The sequence below is a fragment of the Gaetbulibacter aestuarii genome, assembly GCF_039537665.1.
Classification (GTDB): Bacteria; Bacteroidota; Bacteroidia; order Flavobacteriales; family Flavobacteriaceae; genus Gaetbulibacter_A; species Gaetbulibacter_A aestuarii.
Genome location: NZ_BAABAY010000006.1, coordinates 39,836 through 61,459 on the forward strand (window position 1 = coordinate 39,836; position 21,624 = coordinate 61,459).

At 32.6% G+C, this 21,624-nt stretch carries 17 protein-coding genes; 16 read left to right on the top strand and 1 reads right to left on the bottom strand.

Annotated elements, in window-relative coordinates; genetic code table 11:
- Positions 1-5: 5 nt before the first annotated feature.
- Positions 6-1,091 (top strand): hypothetical protein, encoded by a 1,086-nt coding sequence (locus ABD682_RS12055; protein WP_344741686.1) that lies wholly within the window; start codon positions 6-8, stop codon positions 1,089-1,091.
- 45 nt (positions 1,092-1,136) lie between these two features.
- Positions 1,137-3,425, top strand: coding sequence for a fasciclin domain-containing protein (locus tag ABD682_RS12060; RefSeq protein ID WP_344741687.1), 2,289 nt, complete (start codon positions 1,137-1,139; stop codon positions 3,423-3,425).
- A gap of 624 nt (positions 3,426-4,049) precedes the next feature.
- Here the strand turns inward: ABD682_RS12060 and ABD682_RS12065 are convergent.
- Positions 4,050-6,011, bottom strand: coding sequence for a S9 family peptidase (locus ABD682_RS12065; RefSeq protein WP_344741689.1), 1,962 nt, complete (start codon positions 6,009-6,011; stop codon positions 4,050-4,052).
- Positions 6,012-7,210: 1,199 nt separating this feature from the next.
- On the opposite strand from ABD682_RS12065, the gene ABD682_RS12070 reads away from it, so the two are divergent.
- The 14 genes from ABD682_RS12070 (at position 7,211) to ABD682_RS12135 (ending at position 21,624) form a co-directional block, all read left to right on the top strand.
- Positions 7,211-7,780, top strand: a complete 570-nt coding sequence (locus ABD682_RS12070; protein WP_344741985.1) for an 8-oxoguanine DNA glycosylase OGG fold protein — start codon at positions 7,211-7,213, stop codon at positions 7,778-7,780.
- Between the two features lie 83 nt (positions 7,781-7,863).
- Complete coding sequence (locus ABD682_RS12075) at positions 7,864-8,874, top strand: helix-turn-helix transcriptional regulator (protein WP_344741690.1); 1,011 nt, start codon at positions 7,864-7,866, stop codon at positions 8,872-8,874.
- Positions 8,875-8,936: 62 nt separating this feature from the next.
- Complete coding sequence (locus tag ABD682_RS12080; RefSeq protein WP_344741692.1) at positions 8,937-10,172, top strand: DUF2130 domain-containing protein; 1,236 nt, start codon at positions 8,937-8,939, stop codon at positions 10,170-10,172.
- Positions 10,173-10,175: 3 nt separating this feature from the next.
- Complete coding sequence (locus ABD682_RS12085) at positions 10,176-12,704, top strand: N-6 DNA methylase (RefSeq protein ID WP_344741693.1); 2,529 nt, start codon at positions 10,176-10,178, stop codon at positions 12,702-12,704.
- Positions 12,705-12,735: 31 nt separating this feature from the next.
- On the top strand, positions 12,736-13,635 hold the full coding sequence (locus ABD682_RS12090; protein WP_344741694.1) for a hypothetical protein: 900 nt from the start codon (positions 12,736-12,738) through the stop codon (positions 13,633-13,635).
- A gap of 61 nt (positions 13,636-13,696) precedes the next feature.
- Complete coding sequence (locus tag ABD682_RS12095) at positions 13,697-14,050, top strand: hypothetical protein (protein ID WP_344741695.1); 354 nt, start codon at positions 13,697-13,699, stop codon at positions 14,048-14,050.
- 1 nt (position 14,051) lies between these two features.
- Positions 14,052-14,516, top strand: coding sequence for a hypothetical protein (locus tag ABD682_RS12100; protein ID WP_344741696.1), 465 nt, complete (start codon positions 14,052-14,054; stop codon positions 14,514-14,516).
- 58 nt (positions 14,517-14,574) lie between these two features.
- Positions 14,575-15,135 carry a CCDC174 family protein gene (locus ABD682_RS12105; protein ID WP_344741698.1) on the top strand — a complete coding sequence of 187 codons (561 nt, stop codon included), beginning with the start codon at positions 14,575-14,577 and terminating at the stop codon, positions 15,133-15,135.
- Between the two features lie 21 nt (positions 15,136-15,156).
- Positions 15,157-16,638 carry a type I restriction-modification system subunit M gene (locus tag ABD682_RS12110; RefSeq protein WP_344741699.1) on the top strand — a complete coding sequence of 494 codons (1,482 nt, stop codon included), beginning with the start codon at positions 15,157-15,159 and terminating at the stop codon, positions 16,636-16,638.
- Complete coding sequence (locus ABD682_RS12115; protein ID WP_344741701.1) at positions 16,638-17,870, top strand: restriction endonuclease subunit S; 1,233 nt, start codon at positions 16,638-16,640, stop codon at positions 17,868-17,870. Before ABD682_RS12110 ends, ABD682_RS12115 begins: the two co-directional genes overlap by 1 nt.
- Positions 17,867-18,466 (top strand): hypothetical protein, encoded by a 600-nt coding sequence (locus ABD682_RS12120; RefSeq protein WP_344741703.1) that lies wholly within the window; start codon positions 17,867-17,869, stop codon positions 18,464-18,466. The genes ABD682_RS12115 and ABD682_RS12120 overlap by 4 nt, the downstream gene beginning before the upstream one ends.
- A gap of 13 nt (positions 18,467-18,479) precedes the next feature.
- Positions 18,480-19,376, top strand: coding sequence for an SIR2 family protein (locus ABD682_RS12125; RefSeq protein WP_344741704.1), 897 nt, complete (start codon positions 18,480-18,482; stop codon positions 19,374-19,376).
- 38 nt (positions 19,377-19,414) lie between these two features.
- The gene (locus ABD682_RS12130) at positions 19,415-19,948 is read left to right on the top strand and encodes a DUF1643 domain-containing protein (RefSeq protein WP_344741706.1); all 534 of its coding nucleotides are present in this window, start codon (positions 19,415-19,417) and stop codon (positions 19,946-19,948) included.
- Positions 19,949-20,025: 77 nt separating this feature from the next.
- A complete protein-coding gene (locus tag ABD682_RS12135; RefSeq protein WP_344741707.1) occupies positions 20,026-21,624 on the top strand; it encodes a hypothetical protein in 1,599 nt (532 codons plus the stop codon).

A 21,624-nucleotide genomic window follows, 5' to 3' on the forward strand; every position in this document is an offset into this window, starting at 1 on the left:
AAACTATGAAAATTCAAACTAACTTTAAAAAGACTTCTTTGCATATATCGTTAATGTGCATTTTAGCTATATTTTTAACATTCTCATGTGAAAGTGAATTTAATGTGCCACAAGATAATTTTACAAAAGCACCTCCGGTAATTAAAAGTGTAAGTGAGGCTGTTGAGGATAAACCTGTAACCCAAGGGGTTTTAGATAACACCTATATCATTAGGGGAGAGAATTTATCTTCACTAAAGGCAATCTACTTTAATGATGTTAAAGCCAGTTTTAATCCTGCGCTTCTAACAGATTGGATTGCTTTTGTAGAAATTCCCAGAGATGTTCCTGTGCTGAATCAAAGTAACAAAATGAGAGTAGAAAATTTATTTGGGTCTACTGAATATGATTTTTCACTTTTAACAATCACAGATTTTACTGAAAGTACCGTAAACGGAAAGAAGGTGGTGAACCTGTTGGGTGGTGATTTTAGTGATACATCTTCGGTTACTTTTGTAAGTGGTTCTGAAGCCAATGGAAATTTAGTAGAAATACCGGCAGAATTCACCATTATTTCTCCTGCTGAAGTCCAGGCCGAAGTTCCGGCAGGTGTTGAGCAAGCATTTATTTATTTAGCCACATCCAGAGGAGCGGTTGCAAAATCTGAGTCTTATGGATTTAGCTATTCTATCTATGTGGATGACCTGAACCCGGATTGGATTATTACAGAATGGGGAGGTACCCACGTAACCCAGTCAACAGATATTACTTTGGGTACATATTCTGTAAAAAGTGTTCGGGAAGCCTGGGCGGGAATTACATTTTTACCGGTAAATACAACTATTGAATTTAATGATTATCAAGCTATCTCGGTCACTCTTTATGGAACAGGGGCACCTGGAGATAGCGTGAATTTAGCATTAAATGATTTCGAAACATCCATTAATTTACCTCTGGTTTCCGGTGAATGGACAAAATACGTCATACCATTGGCAGATTTCTATCCTAACGGAGGAGCGCCTGATACAATTTTTAGAATGGACTTTCAAGAATCCTCAGGTACAGGTTTATCCCAATATATCTTTTATATAGATGACTTTGGATTCCTGTAAAATCAACCAAACTATTAAGATTACAAACATTAAAAACATGTATTAATGAAATCATTTAAAAATATATTCAGCCTTTTTTTAATGACGATATTAGTCTTCTCTTGCTTTAAAGATGACAATGTCTTAGAAAATAAACTGAGCCAGAATCCTAAGAATATAGGGGAGATTATCTCAGAAAACCCGGATTTAACAACGCTTTTAAGCGCTCTTGAAGGGGCAAATCTATTGGAGACTTTAAAAACCACAACAACGTACACTGTTTTCGCACCTGAAAATTCAGCTTTTGAAAATGTTGATCTTTCGGCCTTATCAGAAGATGAGATCACTAATGTACTTTTAAATCATGTGATTAAAACTACAACGCCGGATTTCACTTCCACCATGACCACAGGATACTTATCTTCAATGGCCTCTGGTCCAGAAAATACCAACCTGAGTATCTTTGTGAATAAGGGAGATGCAATAGTGATAAATGGCAATGCTATGATTAATTCTGATGGCGAAGATTTAGGGGCAACCAATGGTATTGTTCAGATTACAGACAATCTCGTTATGCCTGCAACTTTGGTTGATCATATTTTAGCTAACCCTGATTATTCTATGTTGGCGGCAGCTGTTGAAAAAGCAGATTTGGTGGATGTTTTGAACGGTTCAGATATTTTTACTGTTTTCGCACCTAATGATGCTGCTTTTGAAAAATTCATGATGGATATTGAAGCTGCTTTTGGTTGGACTTCTTTAGATGATATTCCTGTAGATACCTTAAAGGAAGTGTTATTTTATCATGTGGTTGCCGGCAAAAACCTTGTGTCGGGTGATGCTTTGGATACAACGCAGTCGACCGTTCAGGGCGAGAGTCTTACTATTGGTAAAGACGGCAGTATTGACGATATGAGTTATACAAATACCATGCTGAATTTATTAGACGTGCAAGCCACAAACGGTGTTATCCATGGCGTGAATAAGGTATTGCTTCCCAATACAATTTTTCAGGCAATACTTGATAAAACATTAAATATTGTGGAGCGATGCGATGACCGTGGATTTAGCTCATTTACTGCCGCTATTGAGAAGGTTGGTTTAACTTCTATGGTTTCAACAGATCAGTTAACGGCATTTGCTCCTAATAATGGTGCATTTACTACCTTCTTCCTAACAATCAATAATTTTGACGGTTTAGATGATTTTGATACTCCTGAAGAATTAGATGCTTTGAAAAGTCTTGTGGAATATCATTTGGCGGCAGGTTCAACACTTTCTAGCGGATTAACTCCGGGAATGACCATTGAAACTTTAAATGGTGATGCGATTACTTATGATGAAAGCTCCATGAGTATTGCGCCTTCACATGAAAATGCACCAAATGGAACAATAGTCAACGCAGATATTGGCGCTAATAACGGCGTTATTCATGAAATAGATAATGTACTTGTGCCTGATGCTTTGGCCGCTGCTTTAGGCTATCCTTTACCACCCTCTGGGGCTGCAGTGTATGGCTATGAAATTTATGATGATGCTTTAAATCCAGCATTTTGGATTGGTGGATGGACCTCTCCGGATTTCTCAAACACAGAACAAGTAAAGTCCGGTATTTATTCTATTCGCGTAGATTATCAAGGAGATGATGGTTTTCAAATTGGAGGCTCCGGTGAAGATTTAACCCAGTATTCTACCGTAAATGCAGCTTTATATTCTCCGAATGGAACTTCTGTAACGTTTATTTTAAATGAGCAATGGAATAATGGTCAAACCGTTACCATTCCTGCTGGTGAATGGACTTACGTATCTATTCCAATTACAAATATTTCAAATGGAACAACGATTCTTGACCAATTTGTAATACGAGATGCGAGTTTAACTTCTAACACATTATACATTGATGAGGTTGGTCTTGACGTAATCTATGAACAGCCCATTCCATCATTCAAATATGAAATTTATACCGAAAACAACCTGGTTGCAGATTGGATAGGAGGTTGGACAGCGCCGGTTTTTGATGACACATCAAACACTAGCACAGGAATATTCGCAATTTATGATGCAATTCCAACCGATGCTGGTTTCCAAATAGGCGGAACCGGAATTGATTTGTCGGCTTATAGCGTTGTAAAATTCTCCATCTATTGTGATACAGCTACGAGCTTCAGGTTGGTTTTAAATGAACAATGGGGTAATGGCTATTATTTTAATCCTACTCCTGGACAATGGAATACATATACCGTACCTCTCGATAACACACTTTTAAACGGAAGCACGACCTATACCCAATTTGTGATACAAGAGCAGGGTGGAAATGATGTAGAAGTATTTATCGATGATATTGGTTTTAATTAAAATATTAAATATCCACTAATAAGTTTTTTGAAAGTCATAACTTTCATTGTTTGAGTTTATATTTAAAATCCCGTGATATTCTTCTCGGGATTTTTTTTATAAATTCCTATGGAAGTTACTACAATTAGTTATTTGTGCATTTATTCTCAAAGATAGCCAAGTTTTGGTTTGAAGTAAGGTCTATCTGGTTCACAAGACTTCAAATTTCGGATGAAAATGAGACAGGTATCTAATTGGAATTTCATACTTCAAATGAACTAAACTTCCAATTCAATAATTTGCTTAACATCCTCCAAAAAGTTTGAACTTTTCCCGCTTAGGGTCACAATTAAAATCCTAATGCATTATTTATAAATGTGTTAGGATTTTTTATTTTGATTTGTGACTAGTTTGTGACCATCATTTATCTTATTTAAGATACAAAAAATTATTAGTCATAACATGATTTAAATGATTATGGAGAAGTTATTAATGGAACTACTATCCGGCTTTACAAAACGGATTTTGAATCCTTTGGCAGCGCTTCAGAATTGTAAATTTTGAAGAATTAAGGTAACTGTTATATGATTTAAAAATGTAAAATCAGAATATTCTTAAATTATAAGGGTAGCCTATTCTATTGCTTTACTCCATCAGCCCATCTATAAATTCAAATTCAGCGGATTTGGTATAAATAGAATTCCACAAGTTCTCTGTATTATGTCCTTCATTTGAAGCTTCCATATACCAAACTACATTACCATTTTCCTTTAACTTGTCTATCATTAATCGGGATTGCTCAACGGGTACCCTTGGGTCATTTTTACCTTGAATAATCATTACAGGCACTTTTATTTTATTTACATTATTTGATGGAGAAATACTATCCAAAAAAGCCCTCATTTTTGGATTATTTATATCGCCATATTCATAACTTCTATCTACTTTGTTTTCATTTTCCATCATGGTTACGAAATTGGAAATACCCACCATATCAATCACTCCGGCAATTCTGTCCGAATAGTACATGGCACTAGCTAGCGACATGTAGCCTCCATAAGAGCCGCCTCGAACAAATATATTCTTTGAATCTAAATCAGGTTGTTTTGTAATCCAATCTAGCAATTCACCGATGTCTTTAACTGAATTTTCCCTTAACATCCCATTATCCAAATCGGTAAATGTATTCCCATAACCAGTTGAACCACGTACATTTGGTTTTAGCACTGCAAAACCCCGGTTTAGATCCAGTATATCTTCTTCATCTCGCATGGGTCCCCATTGACTTTCAGGTCCCCCGTGAATATTTATTATCACAGGATAGGGTTTCTGAAATTCGTGATTAGGTTGATGGTAATATGTAGTTATTTTTCTGGTTTTGCCTGTTAAGGAGTCCATATCAAATGTAGGGTAGTGTATGGTTTGAGGATCTGAGTAATTGGCATCTCCGTCCGTAGTTAACCATGCAATCAGCTTCTCGCTTTCCAAATTATAACTGTAGATATCCATAGCCCCCGAAGGCTTAATAAAATTAAAACCAATGGTACAATCTTCAAGAGGGTAGAAGGAGGCATATGGAATATTACCGACGGGCAACTTGTCAAATTTGGAAGTGATTCCCTTCACTCGATTATAAATGTAAAGCTTATCAGAACCATCTTCATTAACCGTGAAAACTACCCACTTATTGTCAGGGGAGCTTGTTACATACTTAGTATCCCAAGGGATATTTTGCGTGATCACTGAATCCTCTTCTGAAACCAGTGAGCGTTCATGTAGTTTTTTAAATTCTGAGTTATAGCTACTTGGATAAAAAAGAGTTGAACCATCACTTGTCCACTCAAATCCATAATAATCAGCATTGCTTAATGAGTCTTGAGATAGTAAAGTGAGTTCTCCATTTTCAATATCCAATAGATAAGGCTGTTTCTCAGTGGAGGTAACAAATTTTCGAACGACAATCTGTTTGCCATCTGGCGACCAGCTATCCAAAAAATAAAATTTGCCGTCATTTTCCCTGATTAACTCTTCTGAGTGCAGAATCATTGGATCCATCATGTAATGATCAAAATAATCTAATTGGCGCCTATTGCTCGTATAAATAATTTTATCTCCGCTGGGGTTGTAACTTATCGCATAATGCTTGTCCTTCCCGTTGGTAATTAGTGTTGATTCTTCTGTATCTATATCGAATCTATAAAACTGCCAGTTCTCATTGCCCTCCATGTCCATTGCATAAATGAGCTCATGTTTATCTTTATTTGGATTTAGAGCTCTTATTCTGGCTGATGCCGGTAAACCTTCAATTAACTTCGGTTTTTCTCCTGGACCGGGCAGGATAAAATACCTGAGTTCTAAGTTTTCTATCATTTGGATATACATCTTTTTTTCTGATTTATGCCAATTCCGGAAACGGTTAACGTCTTCTACCTCCTTAGTTATGGCGTAAAGCCCTTTTAAATGAGATAGAGATAAGCGAGGTACATTTTCAACAGTAATGGCTGGTGGTTTAGGGACTCCAATGATTAACAAGATGACGATTGAAATGAGTATAACAATTAATAAACCAATGCTAGTTTTTTTTAAGATTCGTAAAGTTTTTTTCACAGCAATTTTATTGTTTTTGTCAAATGTTATGCGACATCTGAGATCGATTTCTTTCGATATGAAAGCGCTCAAGTTCGGAAATACCAGATTAATATAGATATAAAACACTGTTTATCAAAGGATTTAAAGGAATTATTTAGAAAAACTGGCATTCTGTTATTTTAGAATAGTCTGGAAATCTTGTTCTAATTCTCAGGAATTGTATATTTCGAACAGCGTGTGTAATTATAATGCACTTATAATTCTGTACATTTTATTTTTTTCTATATTACAAGTACTTAACCTTCTCAACTGGCCAAAAAACTATCCTGGATTATGGATGAAGAATCAAATCAGTATTGCATTCCAATAAATCTAGACAGTACTAAATGTTTGGTTCCAGCCGAAGTTACCTACATTAATCAAAATTATATTTGGTTTCGATTCAAATTGAGGGTTTTTAGCATTAAAGCCTATTATTACATGTTCACATCGTATCGCGTATTAAACTGAAATTGTAAACTTTTAATCACATACTATTGCCAATATTGCCAAACACATTAAGAGTAAAAAATTAATTAAGTTTTTGACGAACAATTATATAAACTGTTAGAATATGAATAGAATTTCCATTTTTGGCGTGGTCATAATTTACCAAAATATTGATTATTATAAGAAAGTTATCTAATAGAAACATTTGCTTAAATTGAACTAAAGTTCTAATTCAATTATCTGCTTAACATCCTCTAAAAAGTTTGAATTTTAGCTGCTCGGTGGACCAAAAGGGAGAAGAGCTCCGCATCACTTCGAATTTTACCAGTAATAATAGGGGATTACCGTGCTAGGTTTAATTAGGGTAACTAAAAGGGTAACCGATTATTATTAATTCATTAATTATTATCAATCCAAGAAAAATATCACTTTATTAATTCAGAGGAAGTTTTAACAAGTTTAAATTCTTTCCTAAACATTCTACTCACTTTTATTTCCCATGGCTTACTTACATCATAATTATGTTGTATAATTAGAAGTATAAATCCCATCAATAAATAAAATATAACTATGCACTTAAAAAAATTTGAAGAGTTCATTAGGGAATCTGGAAAAATTAAGCAACCTCCATTTGGGTACAATCCAAGAAAGTTTTGGCGTAAATTGACTTGTAATGGTGGTATAGAATTTAAAGGGATCGAAATTATTTTTACGTTCTTGAAGATAAAATATTAAATAGAAAAGAAGTTCAAAAAATTGTTGAAAGTGATGAAGTTAATTTTGATTCTAAGGTTATTTCAGTAATGGCATGGGGCCAGATGAAACCGGAAAATGCGGTAATGTTTTTTGGGAATTTCGCAAAATATAAATTTGAACTACAAAAAATTTTAACTAGAAAATTAGCAAATAGGAAAGATATATATAATTCAATTAGTCTTCTGGATTTAAAAAATTGTAAACCTGCATATTTTACTAAACTCATTTTCTATTTTACAGCTAATAATAATTCAAAAGGTTATATAATGGATCAATGGACGGCTAAATCCATAAATTTAATAACTGGAGAATCTCTAGTTAAATTAGATACTTCTGGTTACGTCACAAGTAGTAATAATGGTGATATTTATGAAAAATTTTGCTTTATAATAGATAATTTATCAAAAAAAAATTATTCCGGAAGGAAATACAATGGTTCTGAAATTGAACTTTTTTTGTTTGATAGAGGAGGTAAGAAAAATAAAATTGGAGATTGGAGAAGGTATGTTAAAAAAAAACTATTAATGGCCCTTAAAAAATAAATTCTCTTATTAGTGAAATATGATATTACTAATTTTTCTTACATTTATGCACTAATGTTGCATACTTTTAAAATTAGTCTATAATGTCAATCACTAAAAACGCACTTATCAGATACCATACCCTAGACCGTTGCTTTTCCAATCCTGGAAGGAGATATAGTATCGATGATCTGTTGGAGGAGTGCAATGCAGCTTTAAGTGACTTAGATTCTGATTCTGAAGGTATTAAAAAAAGACAGTTGTATGACGATATAAGGTTTATGCAATCGGAACAAGGTTGGTCAATTGAGTTAGACAAAATAAAAAGTGGAAGAACCGTATTTTACAGGTATAGAAATACGTCATTTTCTATTAAAAACCAACCTGTGAATGAATTGGAAGCTAATCAAATAAAATCGGCAATGCAGGTTTTAAGTAGATTTAAAGGTATGCCTCAATTCAGTTGGATTGAGGAACTTTTACCTAAGCTTGATCAGTCATTTAGCCTGTCATCAAATTCGAATAATATCATGAGTTTTGATAATAATAAATACCTTAAAGGTATTGAGTATTTATCCGAACTATTTAATGCCATTCTTTATAAAAAAGTGCTTAAAATCACTTATAAATCATTCAAATCTTCTGAGCCTCGAATAATAATCTTTCACCCATACCACTTAAAGCAATTCAATAGGCGTTGGTTTTTGTTTGGTAAAAATTCAAGTTTTGAAAATATTACCAATTTAGCATTGGATCGTATTGAAAGTATTCAAGAGTTGGATACTGTTTATATTGAAAATGAAGAAGTGGATTTTGATGAATATTTTGAAGATATTATTGGAGTTACATTACCAACAAATTCTGAAATCTGTAAAATTGAATTTACAGTCACCGATAAGTTAGCACCTTACATTATGACAAAGCCAATCCACGAATCACAATCACCTCTAAGACTTTGTGAAGAAGGATATAGGTTTTTTATAAATGTAATTCCAAACAAGGAACTGGAAAGCTTGATACTTAGTTTTGGCGAGGGGATTACAGTTGTTTCTCCTATTGAGTTCCGGGAAAAAATGATTTTTAGAATTAATCAAAATATGAATAATTATAATTAATGCAGGTTGAATGCACATATAGTATTTAGGTTTGTACCATAATCAATCAAATAAAATTTATTATGGAAAATCAAACTCAAATTAATTGCCCTGAATGCGGAAACAAAATCAATGTTAATGATATTTTAAAGCATCAGATTGAAGAAAGTATTAAAAAAGAATATCAATCAAAATTCTTTGCTCAAAGTCAAGACTTGAAAAAGCAGCAGATTGAATTTGAAAAGAAGAAAGAGGATTACGAATCAGAATTACGTTCTGCAAAAAAGGAATTAGAGAATAGTTTGAAATCCAAAATTAAATTGGAGTTAGCTGAAGAACAGAGTGAGCTAATACAAAGTATGCAAGAAGAGTTAAAGCAAAAGTCAGACCAGGTTAAGGAACTTCATAAAAAGGAAGGAGAAATTCTTAAACTAAAAAGAGAGATGGACGAGGCTATCTCGCTTGTTAAACTAGAGGCTCAAAAGGAAATAAATAAATTACTGAAAACGGAACGAGACAACGCTAAAAAAGAGGCCTTAAATGAAAGTGAATTAAAAATTAAGGAATATGAGAAGCAACTCGCTGATCAGAAAAAGCTTATTGAAGAAATGAAACGCAAGCATGAGCAGGGGTCTATGCAATTGCAAGGCGAGGTACAGGAGTTGGCTATTGAAGAATGGTTGCAATCTAAATACCCATTAGATGTCATTTCTGAAATTAAAAAGGGAGCAAATGGTGCTGATTGTTTGGAAATAGTGAACACCCGAGTTCATCAGAATTGTGGCTCTATTTACTATGAAAGTAAGCGAACTAAAAACTTCAGTAATTCATGGATTGAAAAATTTAAAAATGACATAAGGGAAAAGAACGCTAATATTGGCGTTTTAGTCACAGAAGTACTGCCAAATGATATGGAACGAATGGGGTTGAAAGACGGAATTTGGATTTGTACTTATGAGGAATTCAAAGGTTTAAGTGCTGTTCTGCGAGAATCTATTATTAATATCCACCTTAACTCGGTTTCACAAGAAAATAAAGGTGACAAGATGGTAATGCTCTATGACTTTTTAACTAGTAATGAATTTAGACTACAAGTTGAGGGTATCGTAGAGGGATTTACACAAATGCAAATTGATTTGGCATCAGAAAAAAATGCCATGAAACGTTTGTGGAAAAAACGAGAAAAACAAATTGATAAGGTTATCACTAATACGTTGAATATGCATGGGGCGGTAAAGGGTATTGCCGGAACAGCAATACAAGAAATCAAACTGTTAGATTTAGATGAAAAGGTAATTGGTATTAATCCATTTAATTAGGCTATGGCAAGAAGTAAGGAAAACAAAGGCTCAGAGGATATAGATTTTAAAATTATTGTAAATCAGTTATGGCATGGTTTTAATATATTGAGAGGGGCTATTCCATCCCAAGACTTACACGTTTTCTTTTACCTTTTTTCTGCTTATGAAGACGGGCTTATTGATTTAGAGGAATTTAATCAAGTTTCTAATCCCTATGGTTATTTGAAAGGTGCTTTAAAATCTGAACCGGAATATGATGAGCTTTATGACCATTATAGTGATATAATTAATTCCATTCCATTTCATATAATAGTCAATATATTTCGAAACTTAGAAAATATTGACTGGGATAATTTCACAGGATATTTTTTAGAAATATTTGATATTCTTTTGAATAAATATTTTTCTAATGAAGGAAACATTTATAATGTTTCTTTATTACCATCAGAATTAAGTGAATTTACAAACAAACTTGCAGTAAGTTTTATGTCAAATTCAAAGATGAATTTTGTATTTAATCCTTTTGCTGGATTTGGAACATTAGCCCCTAAAACTTCTAATTATCATTATGAAGGAATTGAAGCGAACTCTGTAATTTGGGCTTTAGGAAAGTTAAGGTTGTTAAGAACTAACCACATAGAAAGTCATTCTTTGAAGTTAGAAGATTCGATAAAAAATTGGCGAGTTCCAAATAAAAAGGATTTGTACAATTTAGTAATCTCAAGACCACCTTACGGCAAAAAAGTAGAGTCTATTTTTTTGGGACGCAAATCTATTTCTAAGAAAATGACTGCTGAACAGTATGTTATTGAAAAGGGTTTGGATTCTATTGACAGGGATGGACTTGTAATGTGTATTGCATCCGAAGGAATTTTGTTTAGGAGAGGCAGTGAGGCTAATTTGCGAGAGTATTTAGTAGAAAATAATCTTTTACATACTGTAGTATATTTTCCTGGTGGGATATTACAAAATACAGGAATAGCACAATGCTTATTGATTCTCTCCAAAAAAAGAAAGGGAGAAGGAAATATAAGAATGGTAGATGCAACAAATTTTGTTAAGGCCAACAAAAATCAAAAAATTTTAGATTACGAAGGTCTTTTTGAAATCTTTAAAGAAAACACATCAAATACTTCTTTAAGGTTTGTGAGTAAAGAGGAAATTAGACGAAATGATTATATTTTAAGAGTACAAAGGTATTTTTTAGACGAAGTTGAAGGTGTTAAGTTATCAGAATTGACAGAATGCAAGGCTGCAGTAAAATCAAATACTAGAAACAATAAAGAATCATTCAGTAAAGATAAAAAAGGTGTTTTTTTAAGAATTCGAGATTTAAAAAATGATCCTTTTGATTACCAATTAGATCCCTCTAAAATAGATAAAGTTGGATTACCAAAGTATGTTAAAAAATATCAGGGCAGTGCCTTACTTTTGGCGAAAATAGGTGGTATACTAAAACCGACTTATATTGATTTGGATAGCGATGAAGAATCCTATTTCGTATCTAATGATATTATTGTCTTGGATGTAATAAAGGATAGAATAAGAATTGAATTTCTTATAAACGAACTTCACTCGGATTATGTTCTAGAGCAAATAAAAGCTTTTAGTTCAGGAACGGCTTTCTCATCCATAAGTATAAATGATATTTTAAACATTAAAATAGTTTTACCAGGGCTTCGGGAACAAGATGCTAAAGTTCAAGGAGCTAAAACATCATACTTACAAAGTATTAGCAGAGAGATAAAACTTAAAGAAGAACTTCTTGGTGTAAAGAAAGAATCTGACAGAAGTATAAAATCCTTTCTACATACTATGCGACAGTACTTGAATGCCTTAAAGACTAATGTTGGTGGCACTAGTCTATTTATCGAGAAGAATGGTAGCCAAGGAATTAGCCTTGAAACTTTATATAGCAAAAATTTAAATCAAACTCTGGGAGAACACTTTACAAGCTTAGAAGAAACCATTGTTTCCATGGCAAAATTATTGGACTCATTTGAAAATAAAGGATCTAGTTCTAGGTCCGAAATTTTGAAACTGTCAAGTCTTGTGAAAGAGGCCCAAAAGAGATTTAAGAATCCAAACAGATTTAAATTCGAAGAAGTTTATATTGATCATGATGCATTTGCTAGTGATTTTGGTTATTTAGATCAATTTATAGAAATAAATAAAGAGGATTTTTTCAAAGTATTTTCAAATATAATTTGCAATGCTGTTGATCATGGTTTTACTGATAAAGACAAGAAATATTCTATTAGGTCAAGCATTTTCAATAATAAAGAGAAAAATGAATTCATTTTAGAAATATCTAATAATGGTCAACCAATGCCAAAAGAGTTCACTTATATGGATTTGATTACAAGAGGAGAAAAATCCACAACTAGTAGAGGGACGGGTACTGGAGGTTCAGATATTAAAGATATTTTATCTAATTATGATGTTTATTTTGAATTAATAACAGATGATGAAGATGAATATCCTGTTAAGTATGTGTTGCATTTTCCAGTGCGTTCATCCTTTGAAGAATTTTTGAAAATCGACAATTAGGAAATATAATTAAGGATAAAATAATTGATTAATGAACAAAAATATTAGACTAAAAGTACTTTGGATTGATGATGAATGGGAAAAGCAAAAGGCATTTATTGGAGAAGCAGAACAATTTGAAATTGATGTAAAACCAGCAGGATCACATGAAGAAGGGATGGCAATTCTTGCCTCTAAAACTAGTGATTTCGCTGCAGTGATTCTCGATGCAAAAGTGAAACTTAAAAGTGACTCTCAAGTAGCAAATTTAAAGGGTTTAAGGGCTTCACGGGATCGTTTGATTGAAATCAACCAAATGAGTTATTTACCATCGTTTATTTTTACCGGTCAGCCAGACTATTTAGATAATGATATTTTTCGAGAATCATATGGAGACTTTTATGTTAAAGGGTCTGACAATAGAAAATTATATCAGGCGATAAAAGATGCGGCTTCTAAGTCTGATGAAATGAAGGCAAGATCAGAATTTCCTGAGGCCTTTCTATGTTTTGATAAAGGAATTTTGGGTAGTGATTCTAAAAGACTATTTATTGAAATGGCTAATAATATGCGTTCTCAAGATTTTAGAAAGAAAAATATAAATGTTCAAAGAGATTTCCTGGAGTCAATATTTCATGCTCTTAATAATCCAGTACCATGTATTCCAGAATTCTGTTTTCCAAATGGAAGGCCAAATCAAGAGTGGTGTACAAAGTTTATGGAGGATAGAACAGTAAGGGATAATAGAGGAAATTCAGATAAATTAAATAAACCAATACCTAGAGATATAAAAGGAGCATTTAGAAAACTAAAGGAATCAACAAATGGGTATTCTCATCTTTCCGATGAAGACCTGGTGAAGATTCCATTTATGGCAAATACCTATACAATATTAGAAATCCTTTCATGGTTACCTAATTTTATAGAAGACCACTTTAGGAATTATATTTAAGTGTGTCCTTAGTTCGCACAAATCCAACTTATGTTTGTGCTGTAATTTTAAATCAAATAATATGAGCGAGGCAGAAATTCAAAATTCAAAATTAATTCAAAATCTAAAGATTAATACCGAAGAGGAAAATTCATCGATAAAAAGTCTTCGTAAAGGATTTTCCGATATGGATAAAATAAAAAATCAAAAAGATGAACTTTGCAAAAAAATTAAGCTTTTAGAAACGGATATTAGGGCTATTTACACGGAAATAAAAGATTTACAAATGATGGTGTCTGTTAAGGAAGGGAAAGCATTTGATTTAAATAAAAATAGAGATAACCTAATAAGTGAAATAAGAAAGTTGGATAAGAATTATGGAAAAGAACACGAAAAGTTAATGAAGCAATTTGATGATATTATATTTGAATATTAGCATGGGAACTCTAAGAAATTTTGGTGAATTCAGACAAAAGGAATTAAAGGTTTATAATCACACTGTAAATAATTTTAGTAGAGTGTTTGATGCAAATATTTGTGGTTACATTCCAAACAATTCAGGAAAAATATTCGAAATCAGAGATTATCATGACATTGGAGAAGCGGGGATAAATTATTTATTATCTATTAAGGAAGAACTTAAGTTTTTTCAACGTGATTTTTATAATTGGAAATCACCTGAAAGTATTGCGGAAATTATTGATGAAGATGTGGACTTAGTTTTGGAATATGCTAAAAAATATTTTGTTACTCCAGAAGGAATACCATTAGAACGCGCAAAACTTGGAGAAGACGGATATAACATTAATTCAAGAAGAGAAAAGTTTTCAAGTTTTCAAGTTTTAAGAGATATCCAAATTGCTAAAAGGTATGAATTATTAAGAAAAATAAATAAATTGTGAATAGTCGATTCACAGCCTTTTAGTTTTACCAAAAAATAGTTTTAAATAGTAATAATTTATGTCCCACGATATTCACGCTAAACGCAAAGACAAACCAAAAGAAAATGTTTCTATCAAAGTTGAAAATATAAATGTTGAAGATGCTTTATATCTCTTGCGACTATTGAACTTTGAGGATAAATCAACCTTACATCGTCGTTTTAGGGGATTATTATATTTTCCTTTTTCGAAGGATGACGAATTAAGAAAAAAGCAATTTGAAGCTGTGCCTTATCTTATAAAGCTTATGGATCTTTGTGACAAATTTAATCAACGTGATGGTTGGTGGCTAGACGATCAAAGTCCAATTGAACATAATAGGCGTCCCCATAATAATGTGCCAACCAAACTTATTGTACAAAAAGGAGAAATTAAAATTGTAAACCGTAAAGATTATACTGGAACCTTTTTGTTGGAATTTATTGAAAGTGGAAAATATAAAGGCAATGCTGAATGCTTTGTTAAATCCTATAAAGATGATATCTTGAAAGCTGGTATTTTACTAAATCCCATTCATTGGAATGTCAAGGAAACAAAAGAATTAAGAAATAATTATAATTTAAAAAGAGTAATGATTTAAAAGAATAGAGTAAAACTAACTATGATAACAGGTGAAATTAAAAGCAAAATAGACAAAATCTGGGATGATTTCTGGACAGGCGGAATTTCCAATCCTTTAACGGTAATTGAGCAGTTTACCTACTTAATTTTTATTAAGCAGTTAGACGACAAACAAACCAGAATGGAGAAGGAAGCCAATTTGTTAGGCATACCTATTGAAAAACCTATTTATACTGAAAAACAAAATCCCTTGCGTTGGAGCAATTTTAAAAATAAAGATCCTGAGGTTATGTTCGGCCTGTTTACAAAACCACAGCGTGACATTGATGATTTGACTGCCTTTGATTTTATGAAAACCCTAGGGGCTGAAGGTGGTGAATTTACGCGATTTATGAAAGGAGCTATCTTCATGATACAATCTCCTAAATTACTGGATAAGGTGGTGCAACAAATAGACCAACTTCCTTTAGACAATAGGGATACTAAGGGGGATTTATATGAGTATATGCTCTCTAAAATAGCGGAAGCTGGAACCAATGGACAATTCCGTACTCCACGGCATATCATTAATATGATGGTTGCCATGGTGCAGCCTAAAAAAGACGATATTATTTCGGATCCTGCCTGCGGTACCGCGGGTTTTTTGGTGAGTGCCGGCGAATATATTTACGACAATCACAAAGATTGGTTTCAAGACAAGACCTTTAGAGGGCATTTTAATTCCAATATGTTTCATGGTACAGAGTTTGACCCTTCCATGTTGCGTATAGCTGCAATGAATTTACAATTACATGGTATAGAAACTCCTGTTCTAACGGGTACAGATGCTTTAAGTGAGGCTAATGGAGATGTAGAGAATGCCTATACCTTGATTTTAGCAAACCCTCCTTTTAAAGGAAGTTTAGATTATGATGAAGTAGAAAGTAGCCTACTACAAACTACTAAAACAAAAAAGACCGAATTGTTGTTCTTGTCTCTAATGTTACGGACTTTAAAAGTAGGTGGTCGTGCTGCTGTTATTGTTCCTGATGGAGTATTGTTTGGTAGCAGTAAAGCCCATAAAAGCATTCGTGAAGAATTAGTTAGTAAGCAAAAATTAGAGGCTGTTATTTCCATGCCCAGTGGCGTATTTAAACCTTATGCGGGGGTAAGTACAGCAGTTTTATTTTTTACTAAAACCAACTCAGGAGGCACAGATAAGGTGTGGTTTTACGATATGAAAGCAGATGGTTATAGTTTGGATGATAAACGTAATGTTATTAATGAAAATGATATTCCAGATATTTTAAAACGTTTTCAAAATTTAGAAGCTGAAACAGATAGAAAGCGTACAGACCAAAGCTTTTTAGTGCCTTTTGATGACATTCAGGGCAACGATTGGGACTTATCCATAAATCGTTACAAGGAGATTGTTTATGAGGAAATTGAATATGAAGCACCTAAAGATATCATTAAAGCTATTAAGGAATTAGATGAGGAAAGAATAGATGCATTGTTGAATTTAGAAAAACTCCTTAATTAATGGAATTAGTAAAGCTTCATAAAATATGTGATTTGAAAAATGGCTTTGCTTTCAAATCGTCTGATTATGTTGATGAATCGAATACTTTGAGTTGCAGGATGAGTAGCATTAGACCAGGTGGTAACTTTGATTTAGAACATAACAAAAGATATTTGCCTGATAATTATGCCGATTTATATTCTGATTATTTGCTTGAAGAAGGAGACATAGTAATTGCAATGACAGATTTAGCGGGCGACCCTAAAATATTAGGTGTTCCTACTATTGTAAGAACAAACGGGAAAAAATTATTACAGAATCAACGAGTTGGTAAATTAATTGTAAAAGATAATTCAAAAGTTCATGTTCCTTTTTTACAATATGCTTTGAATAGACCAGTTAATAAAAACTACTATAAAAAATTTGCAGGAGGTGGTTTACAGATTAATGTGGGAAAACAAGAAATATTAAATAATTCTATACCACTCCCACCATTAGACACCCAAAAAAAGATAGCAGCTATTTTAGATGAAGCAGACAAATTACGCCAACTTGACAAAAAATTAATTGAAAAATATGATGCCCTTACCCAAAGCCTCTTTTTGGATATGTTTGGGCATCCTGTGGGAAATCCCAAGGGTTGGGAAGTTAAAAAGTTAAAGGAAATTTCAACTAAAATTCATAGTGGTAATACTCCAAAAGGAGGAAGCCAAGTCTATGTTGAACAAGGAATTACATTTTTTAGAAGTCAAAATGTATGGAAAAATAGATTAGTATATGATGACATAGCTTTTATAGACCAACAAACTCATGATAAAATGATGAAAAGTAGCTTGATGCATAAAGATATTTTAATGACAAAGACTGGAAGAATAAATACAGAAAATAGCAGCCTTGGCAGAGCTGCTATGTATTTAGGTGAAGACAATAAGGCTAATCTTAATGGGCACGTTTATTTAATAAGACTCAAAAAGGGTATTACCAATGAATTTGTTTTGCATATATTAACAACAAAGGAATACAGAGGTCATATTAGAAGTGTATGTGTAGGTGGTATTGATAAAAGACAGCTCAACAAAGATCATATTGAAAATTTCCCCATTATTTATCCTCCGATTAATCTGCAGGCTAAATTTACTCAACTAGCGGCTATTGTAGAACAACAAAAAGCACTTACTCAGGCAAGTCTAGAGAAGTCTGAAGCTTTGTTTAACAGCCTCTTACAAAAGGCGTTTAAAGGGGAGTTGGTATGAAAACAGTAAGATTGATTTTGGTAGTATTGCTAGTAGTATCAATTCATTCATGTAAAAAGAAAACATCTAGGTCAAATAGTTATAGTAACGATTCAGAGACATATTATTATGACGAGGATGAAGAAGCTTATCCAGATGACACATATTGTGCAGATGTAGATTACTATAATCCAGATACTGGGTTTAGTAACAATTACACTTTAAATGTAGATGTTGAGTATAATGAAGTGGTTAAAATATCTTTTTCAAGTGGCTGGCTAGATAGCAGTGAATTTTCTTCAGAAGAACTAGATGAAGATGGCTATTGTGAAATTACATTGTATGATGGTCGAGAATTTGAAATTCAAATTACAGGCTCCGCATGTTCTTTTGATGATGGTTATAGAATTGAAACTGACATACAAGATGAGATAGCTGCGGTGACTTGCCCTAGATGTGGTTTCTCAAAATATGAGTATGATGATTATTGTGATGACTGTCAAGACCGTATAGATAAAACATGTAGTCGTTGTGGTCAATATGATGCTTTTATGTGGGCAGGTGACGAACTGTGTTCAGACTGTGAAGAAGAAGAGCAGGAAGAAGATGATTGGTAATAAGTGATTTGAAATGGAGAATAAAACTAAAAATGAAAATGCAATTAAGACTTATGTAAATAAGGAGGCATACCTTTTTGGCAATGGCATAAATAGAACGGTTAATACAAGTGAAGACAGATATAAATGGGAAAACTTATTGCAAGATTTAAATGAGCGGTTTGCAAATAAAAAAGTTTCAAATATAAAGGAGAAACCATTTCCTATGGTTTATGATGAGATCGTGAATTATTCACTAAGGAATGGTAATAGTAATGAGAGTTTTGTGAAAAGTTTTATTAAATCTAAAATTGATAAAATTAAGCCTAATAATAGATATTCTATTGTTAAAAGAGTACGCAATAGTGAAGTCTTAACTACAAATTATGACTATTTAATTGAGCAAGAATTAGATTATGACTGGAAAAGGAATCCTATCAATAGGCTAGAGTATTATTATAGTATTTATAGATTCCAAAAGACACCTACAAATAGGGTGTGGCATATACATGGCGAACAAGCAGATTCTAGATCATTATTATTGGGATTTAGGCATTATATAAATTATGCTTCTAAAGTAAAATCAAGAGCTGAATTGTTTCTTGGTGGTTTGAAGAATAATACTGAACATAACAATCCATCTTGGGTTGAACTATTTTTTACACATAATATAAATATTATTGGGTTAGGAATGTCATTTACTGAATACCCTCTTTGGTGGTTATTAGCGTATAGAAACCAAAAGATGATATCTGACCCCAACATCATAATTAATAATAAGATTAACTTTTTTATTCCATCCTTTTCCGAAAGGAAGAATAGTAATTTAATTGATTTGCTAAAAGCTTATAGCGTTAATTGCAAAGTCATTGAAGTAAATGAAAATGACTATGATGGGTTTTATGAAAAGGTTTTAAGGTTGAATAAATAAACTAAAACCATAGACTCTATAATTTATATAAGGATTGCATGATACATAAATCAATTATATGTTTACCAGTAAATGATACTTCAAAAAGATTTCTTTTAGGGAAAAAAAGGAATCAAGAACTATTAGCCATTGCATTGAATCCAAGTACGGCTAATGAAGAAACATTAGATCCAACGTCTAGAAACGTTGAAACCCTTGCAGTAAACAATAATTGTGATGGCTGGTATTTGGTAAACTTGTATCCCAGCAGAACTTCAAAACCAGAATTTTTACCCAAAACTTCGGATGAATTATTGCTAAAAGAAAATTTCAATTTTATTGAAAAATTATTTAAATCCAACGATTATAATATCACTAAAGTGTTATTGTGTTGGGGCGATGAAGTGGATAGTTTTAGTTATTTAAAGGATAGTGCTAAAGCTATAATGGCTATTTTAGATAAGTATAAAATAGATTGTTACTGCATTGAAACAACAGCAGCTGGCAATCCCTATCATCCTTCTCCTACTCCGGTTAATAGATGGCTTGGAGGTATAAATAATGTTGAGTTAAGGCCATTCAATATAAGTTAATAAATTTACTTCTAAATTTAAAGTAAATAAATTAGCACATAATTATAAGAATAAACGCTTATATTTAATCATCTAAAATGGCTTACAACCTCGAAACATATCAAACACCTTTTTGGGCTAAAAGTGGCAACTTTGTAAGAGGTCGTGATCCTTTAGGAGTTCAAAACAGCTCTATTTCAGTATATGCCACCTTATTACCAGGTTTGACTAACTTAACTTTACGCTTACGTTATTATGGTACCTATTTATGGTTATTAGATCATTATCGGCGGTTACCCTCAAATAACGTCTTTAAAAAAGACCATTACGGTCAATATACCTTTATTAGGAGGTCTGAATTGATTATTGCCTTCATAATGGGTAATAAATATCCTGAAGAGCAAAGTGTTATTGGTAGCGATTTTGTTTCTAAAAACATAAATGAGATTAAAGAAAAAGGGTATTATGATATTGCTTTAGGGGCAGATAAGCATAAGGACACTCCAAAAGGGAGTGTTTATTGGGATTATACTTCCGGTGCTTTAGGTCAGTATTACGCAGGGTCCCTTGTGGCCTTAAACTTAATTAACCAATCCAGCGGTTACTTCCTTGTGAATCAAGACTACGGAAAAGAATTAGCTGAGGCATATAATTCCTCTATTTCATCAGATGCAGCTAAATTATTTTTAGAACGGATTAGTGAAGGAAAGTTGTATGAAGAAGACATTGATAAATTAGATGATGTAGCCTTAAATAAAGATTATAGAAATTCACCAGAAGGTGATTTTTATATAAAAATGTTATTGTCAAATGATGGTCCAAATAGTAAAACATCTTCTAATGATTTGACATGGCAACGCAAAGAATCACTTCAACTTTTTATGACATTATTAAAGGAAACAAATAATGATAAGGCATGGCTTGATTTACCCATAACGTCTTATAAAGAGTGTTTAACTAAATCTAAAAACGAGATTAGTGAGGCTACTTTTGGCTGGTATTTTTATTATTTAAATGAACTTGCCCATCACAGCTTGGAAGCTGTATTTTGGGGCTTATTAGTTGAAATGGATAAAGGGAACTATACTTTACAGCAATTTATAAATGTCATTACTAATCAAGTGTTTGATTTATATTCTGAAAAACTAGAAAATGTAGAGTATCCCTCAATTATTGAATTGATGGATAAATTGGATAATCAGAAATATATCACTTTAAATTATATTCGTGATATTAGTGTTTCAGTTAAAAATCATGCGTCTATTTCTGGTATAACGGAGGGCATTTTTGCATTGCTTTGTTTATACCGAGACAACCAACATAAACTTCAAGAAGCCCAAGATTATGCTGTTAATCATTTTTTACACACAAAACACGGTAATGCTTTAGATGTTTTTAACGTCTATATTGAGTCATGTAAAAACATGAATTTTAAGGAATTTGTTAGAAGATTAGTACATACATTGTTAAATGAACATATCGCTATTGCTTATAATAAAATGGGAAATGGAGAGAAGAATTTGCTCAAGTTCGTTATTGAGGATAATTACTTGGTTCATATAGAAACGATGACCCCGAACTTTACAAATCCAAGACTTAAAACATTATACAACTTTACTAGAGATTTGCATTTGGTGAATACTAAAGATGAATTAACGCCCGAAGGTGAAGCTTTATTAATACAATTAAATAATTAG

Excerpts from the sequence above, each read along its gene's own strand:
- ABD682_RS12105 (WP_344741698.1), top strand. The coding sequence starts at position 14,575 with ATGTCCCACGATATTCACGCTAAACGCAAAGACAAACCAAAAGAAAAT.
- ABD682_RS12075 (WP_344741690.1), top strand. The coding sequence starts at position 7,864 with ATGTCAATCACTAAAAACGCACTTATCAGATACCATACCCTAGACCGT.
- ABD682_RS12100 (WP_344741696.1), top strand. The coding sequence starts at position 14,052 with ATGGGAACTCTAAGAAATTTTGGTGAATTCAGACAAAAGGAATTAAAG.
- ABD682_RS12090 (WP_344741694.1), top strand. The coding sequence starts at position 12,736 with ATGAACAAAAATATTAGACTAAAAGTACTTTGGATTGATGATGAATGG.
- ABD682_RS12135 (WP_344741707.1), top strand. The coding sequence starts at position 20,026 with ATGGCTTACAACCTCGAAACATATCAAACACCTTTTTGGGCTAAAAGT.
- ABD682_RS12125 (WP_344741704.1), top strand. The coding sequence starts at position 18,480 with ATGGAGAATAAAACTAAAAATGAAAATGCAATTAAGACTTATGTAAAT.
- ABD682_RS12060 (WP_344741687.1), top strand. The coding sequence starts at position 1,137 with ATGAAATCATTTAAAAATATATTCAGCCTTTTTTTAATGACGATATTA.
- ABD682_RS12080 (WP_344741692.1), top strand. The coding sequence starts at position 8,937 with ATGGAAAATCAAACTCAAATTAATTGCCCTGAATGCGGAAACAAAATC.
- ABD682_RS12110 (WP_344741699.1), top strand. The coding sequence starts at position 15,157 with ATGATAACAGGTGAAATTAAAAGCAAAATAGACAAAATCTGGGATGAT.
- ABD682_RS12085 (WP_344741693.1), top strand. The coding sequence starts at position 10,176 with ATGGCAAGAAGTAAGGAAAACAAAGGCTCAGAGGATATAGATTTTAAA.
- ABD682_RS12120 (WP_344741703.1), top strand. The coding sequence starts at position 17,867 with ATGAAAACAGTAAGATTGATTTTGGTAGTATTGCTAGTAGTATCAATT.
- ABD682_RS12095 (WP_344741695.1), top strand. The coding sequence starts at position 13,697 with ATGAGCGAGGCAGAAATTCAAAATTCAAAATTAATTCAAAATCTAAAG.
- ABD682_RS12115 (WP_344741701.1), top strand. The coding sequence starts at position 16,638 with ATGGAATTAGTAAAGCTTCATAAAATATGTGATTTGAAAAATGGCTTT.
- ABD682_RS12130 (WP_344741706.1), top strand. The coding sequence starts at position 19,415 with ATGATACATAAATCAATTATATGTTTACCAGTAAATGATACTTCAAAA.
- ABD682_RS12055 (WP_344741686.1), top strand. The coding sequence starts at position 6 with ATGAAAATTCAAACTAACTTTAAAAAGACTTCTTTGCATATATCGTTA.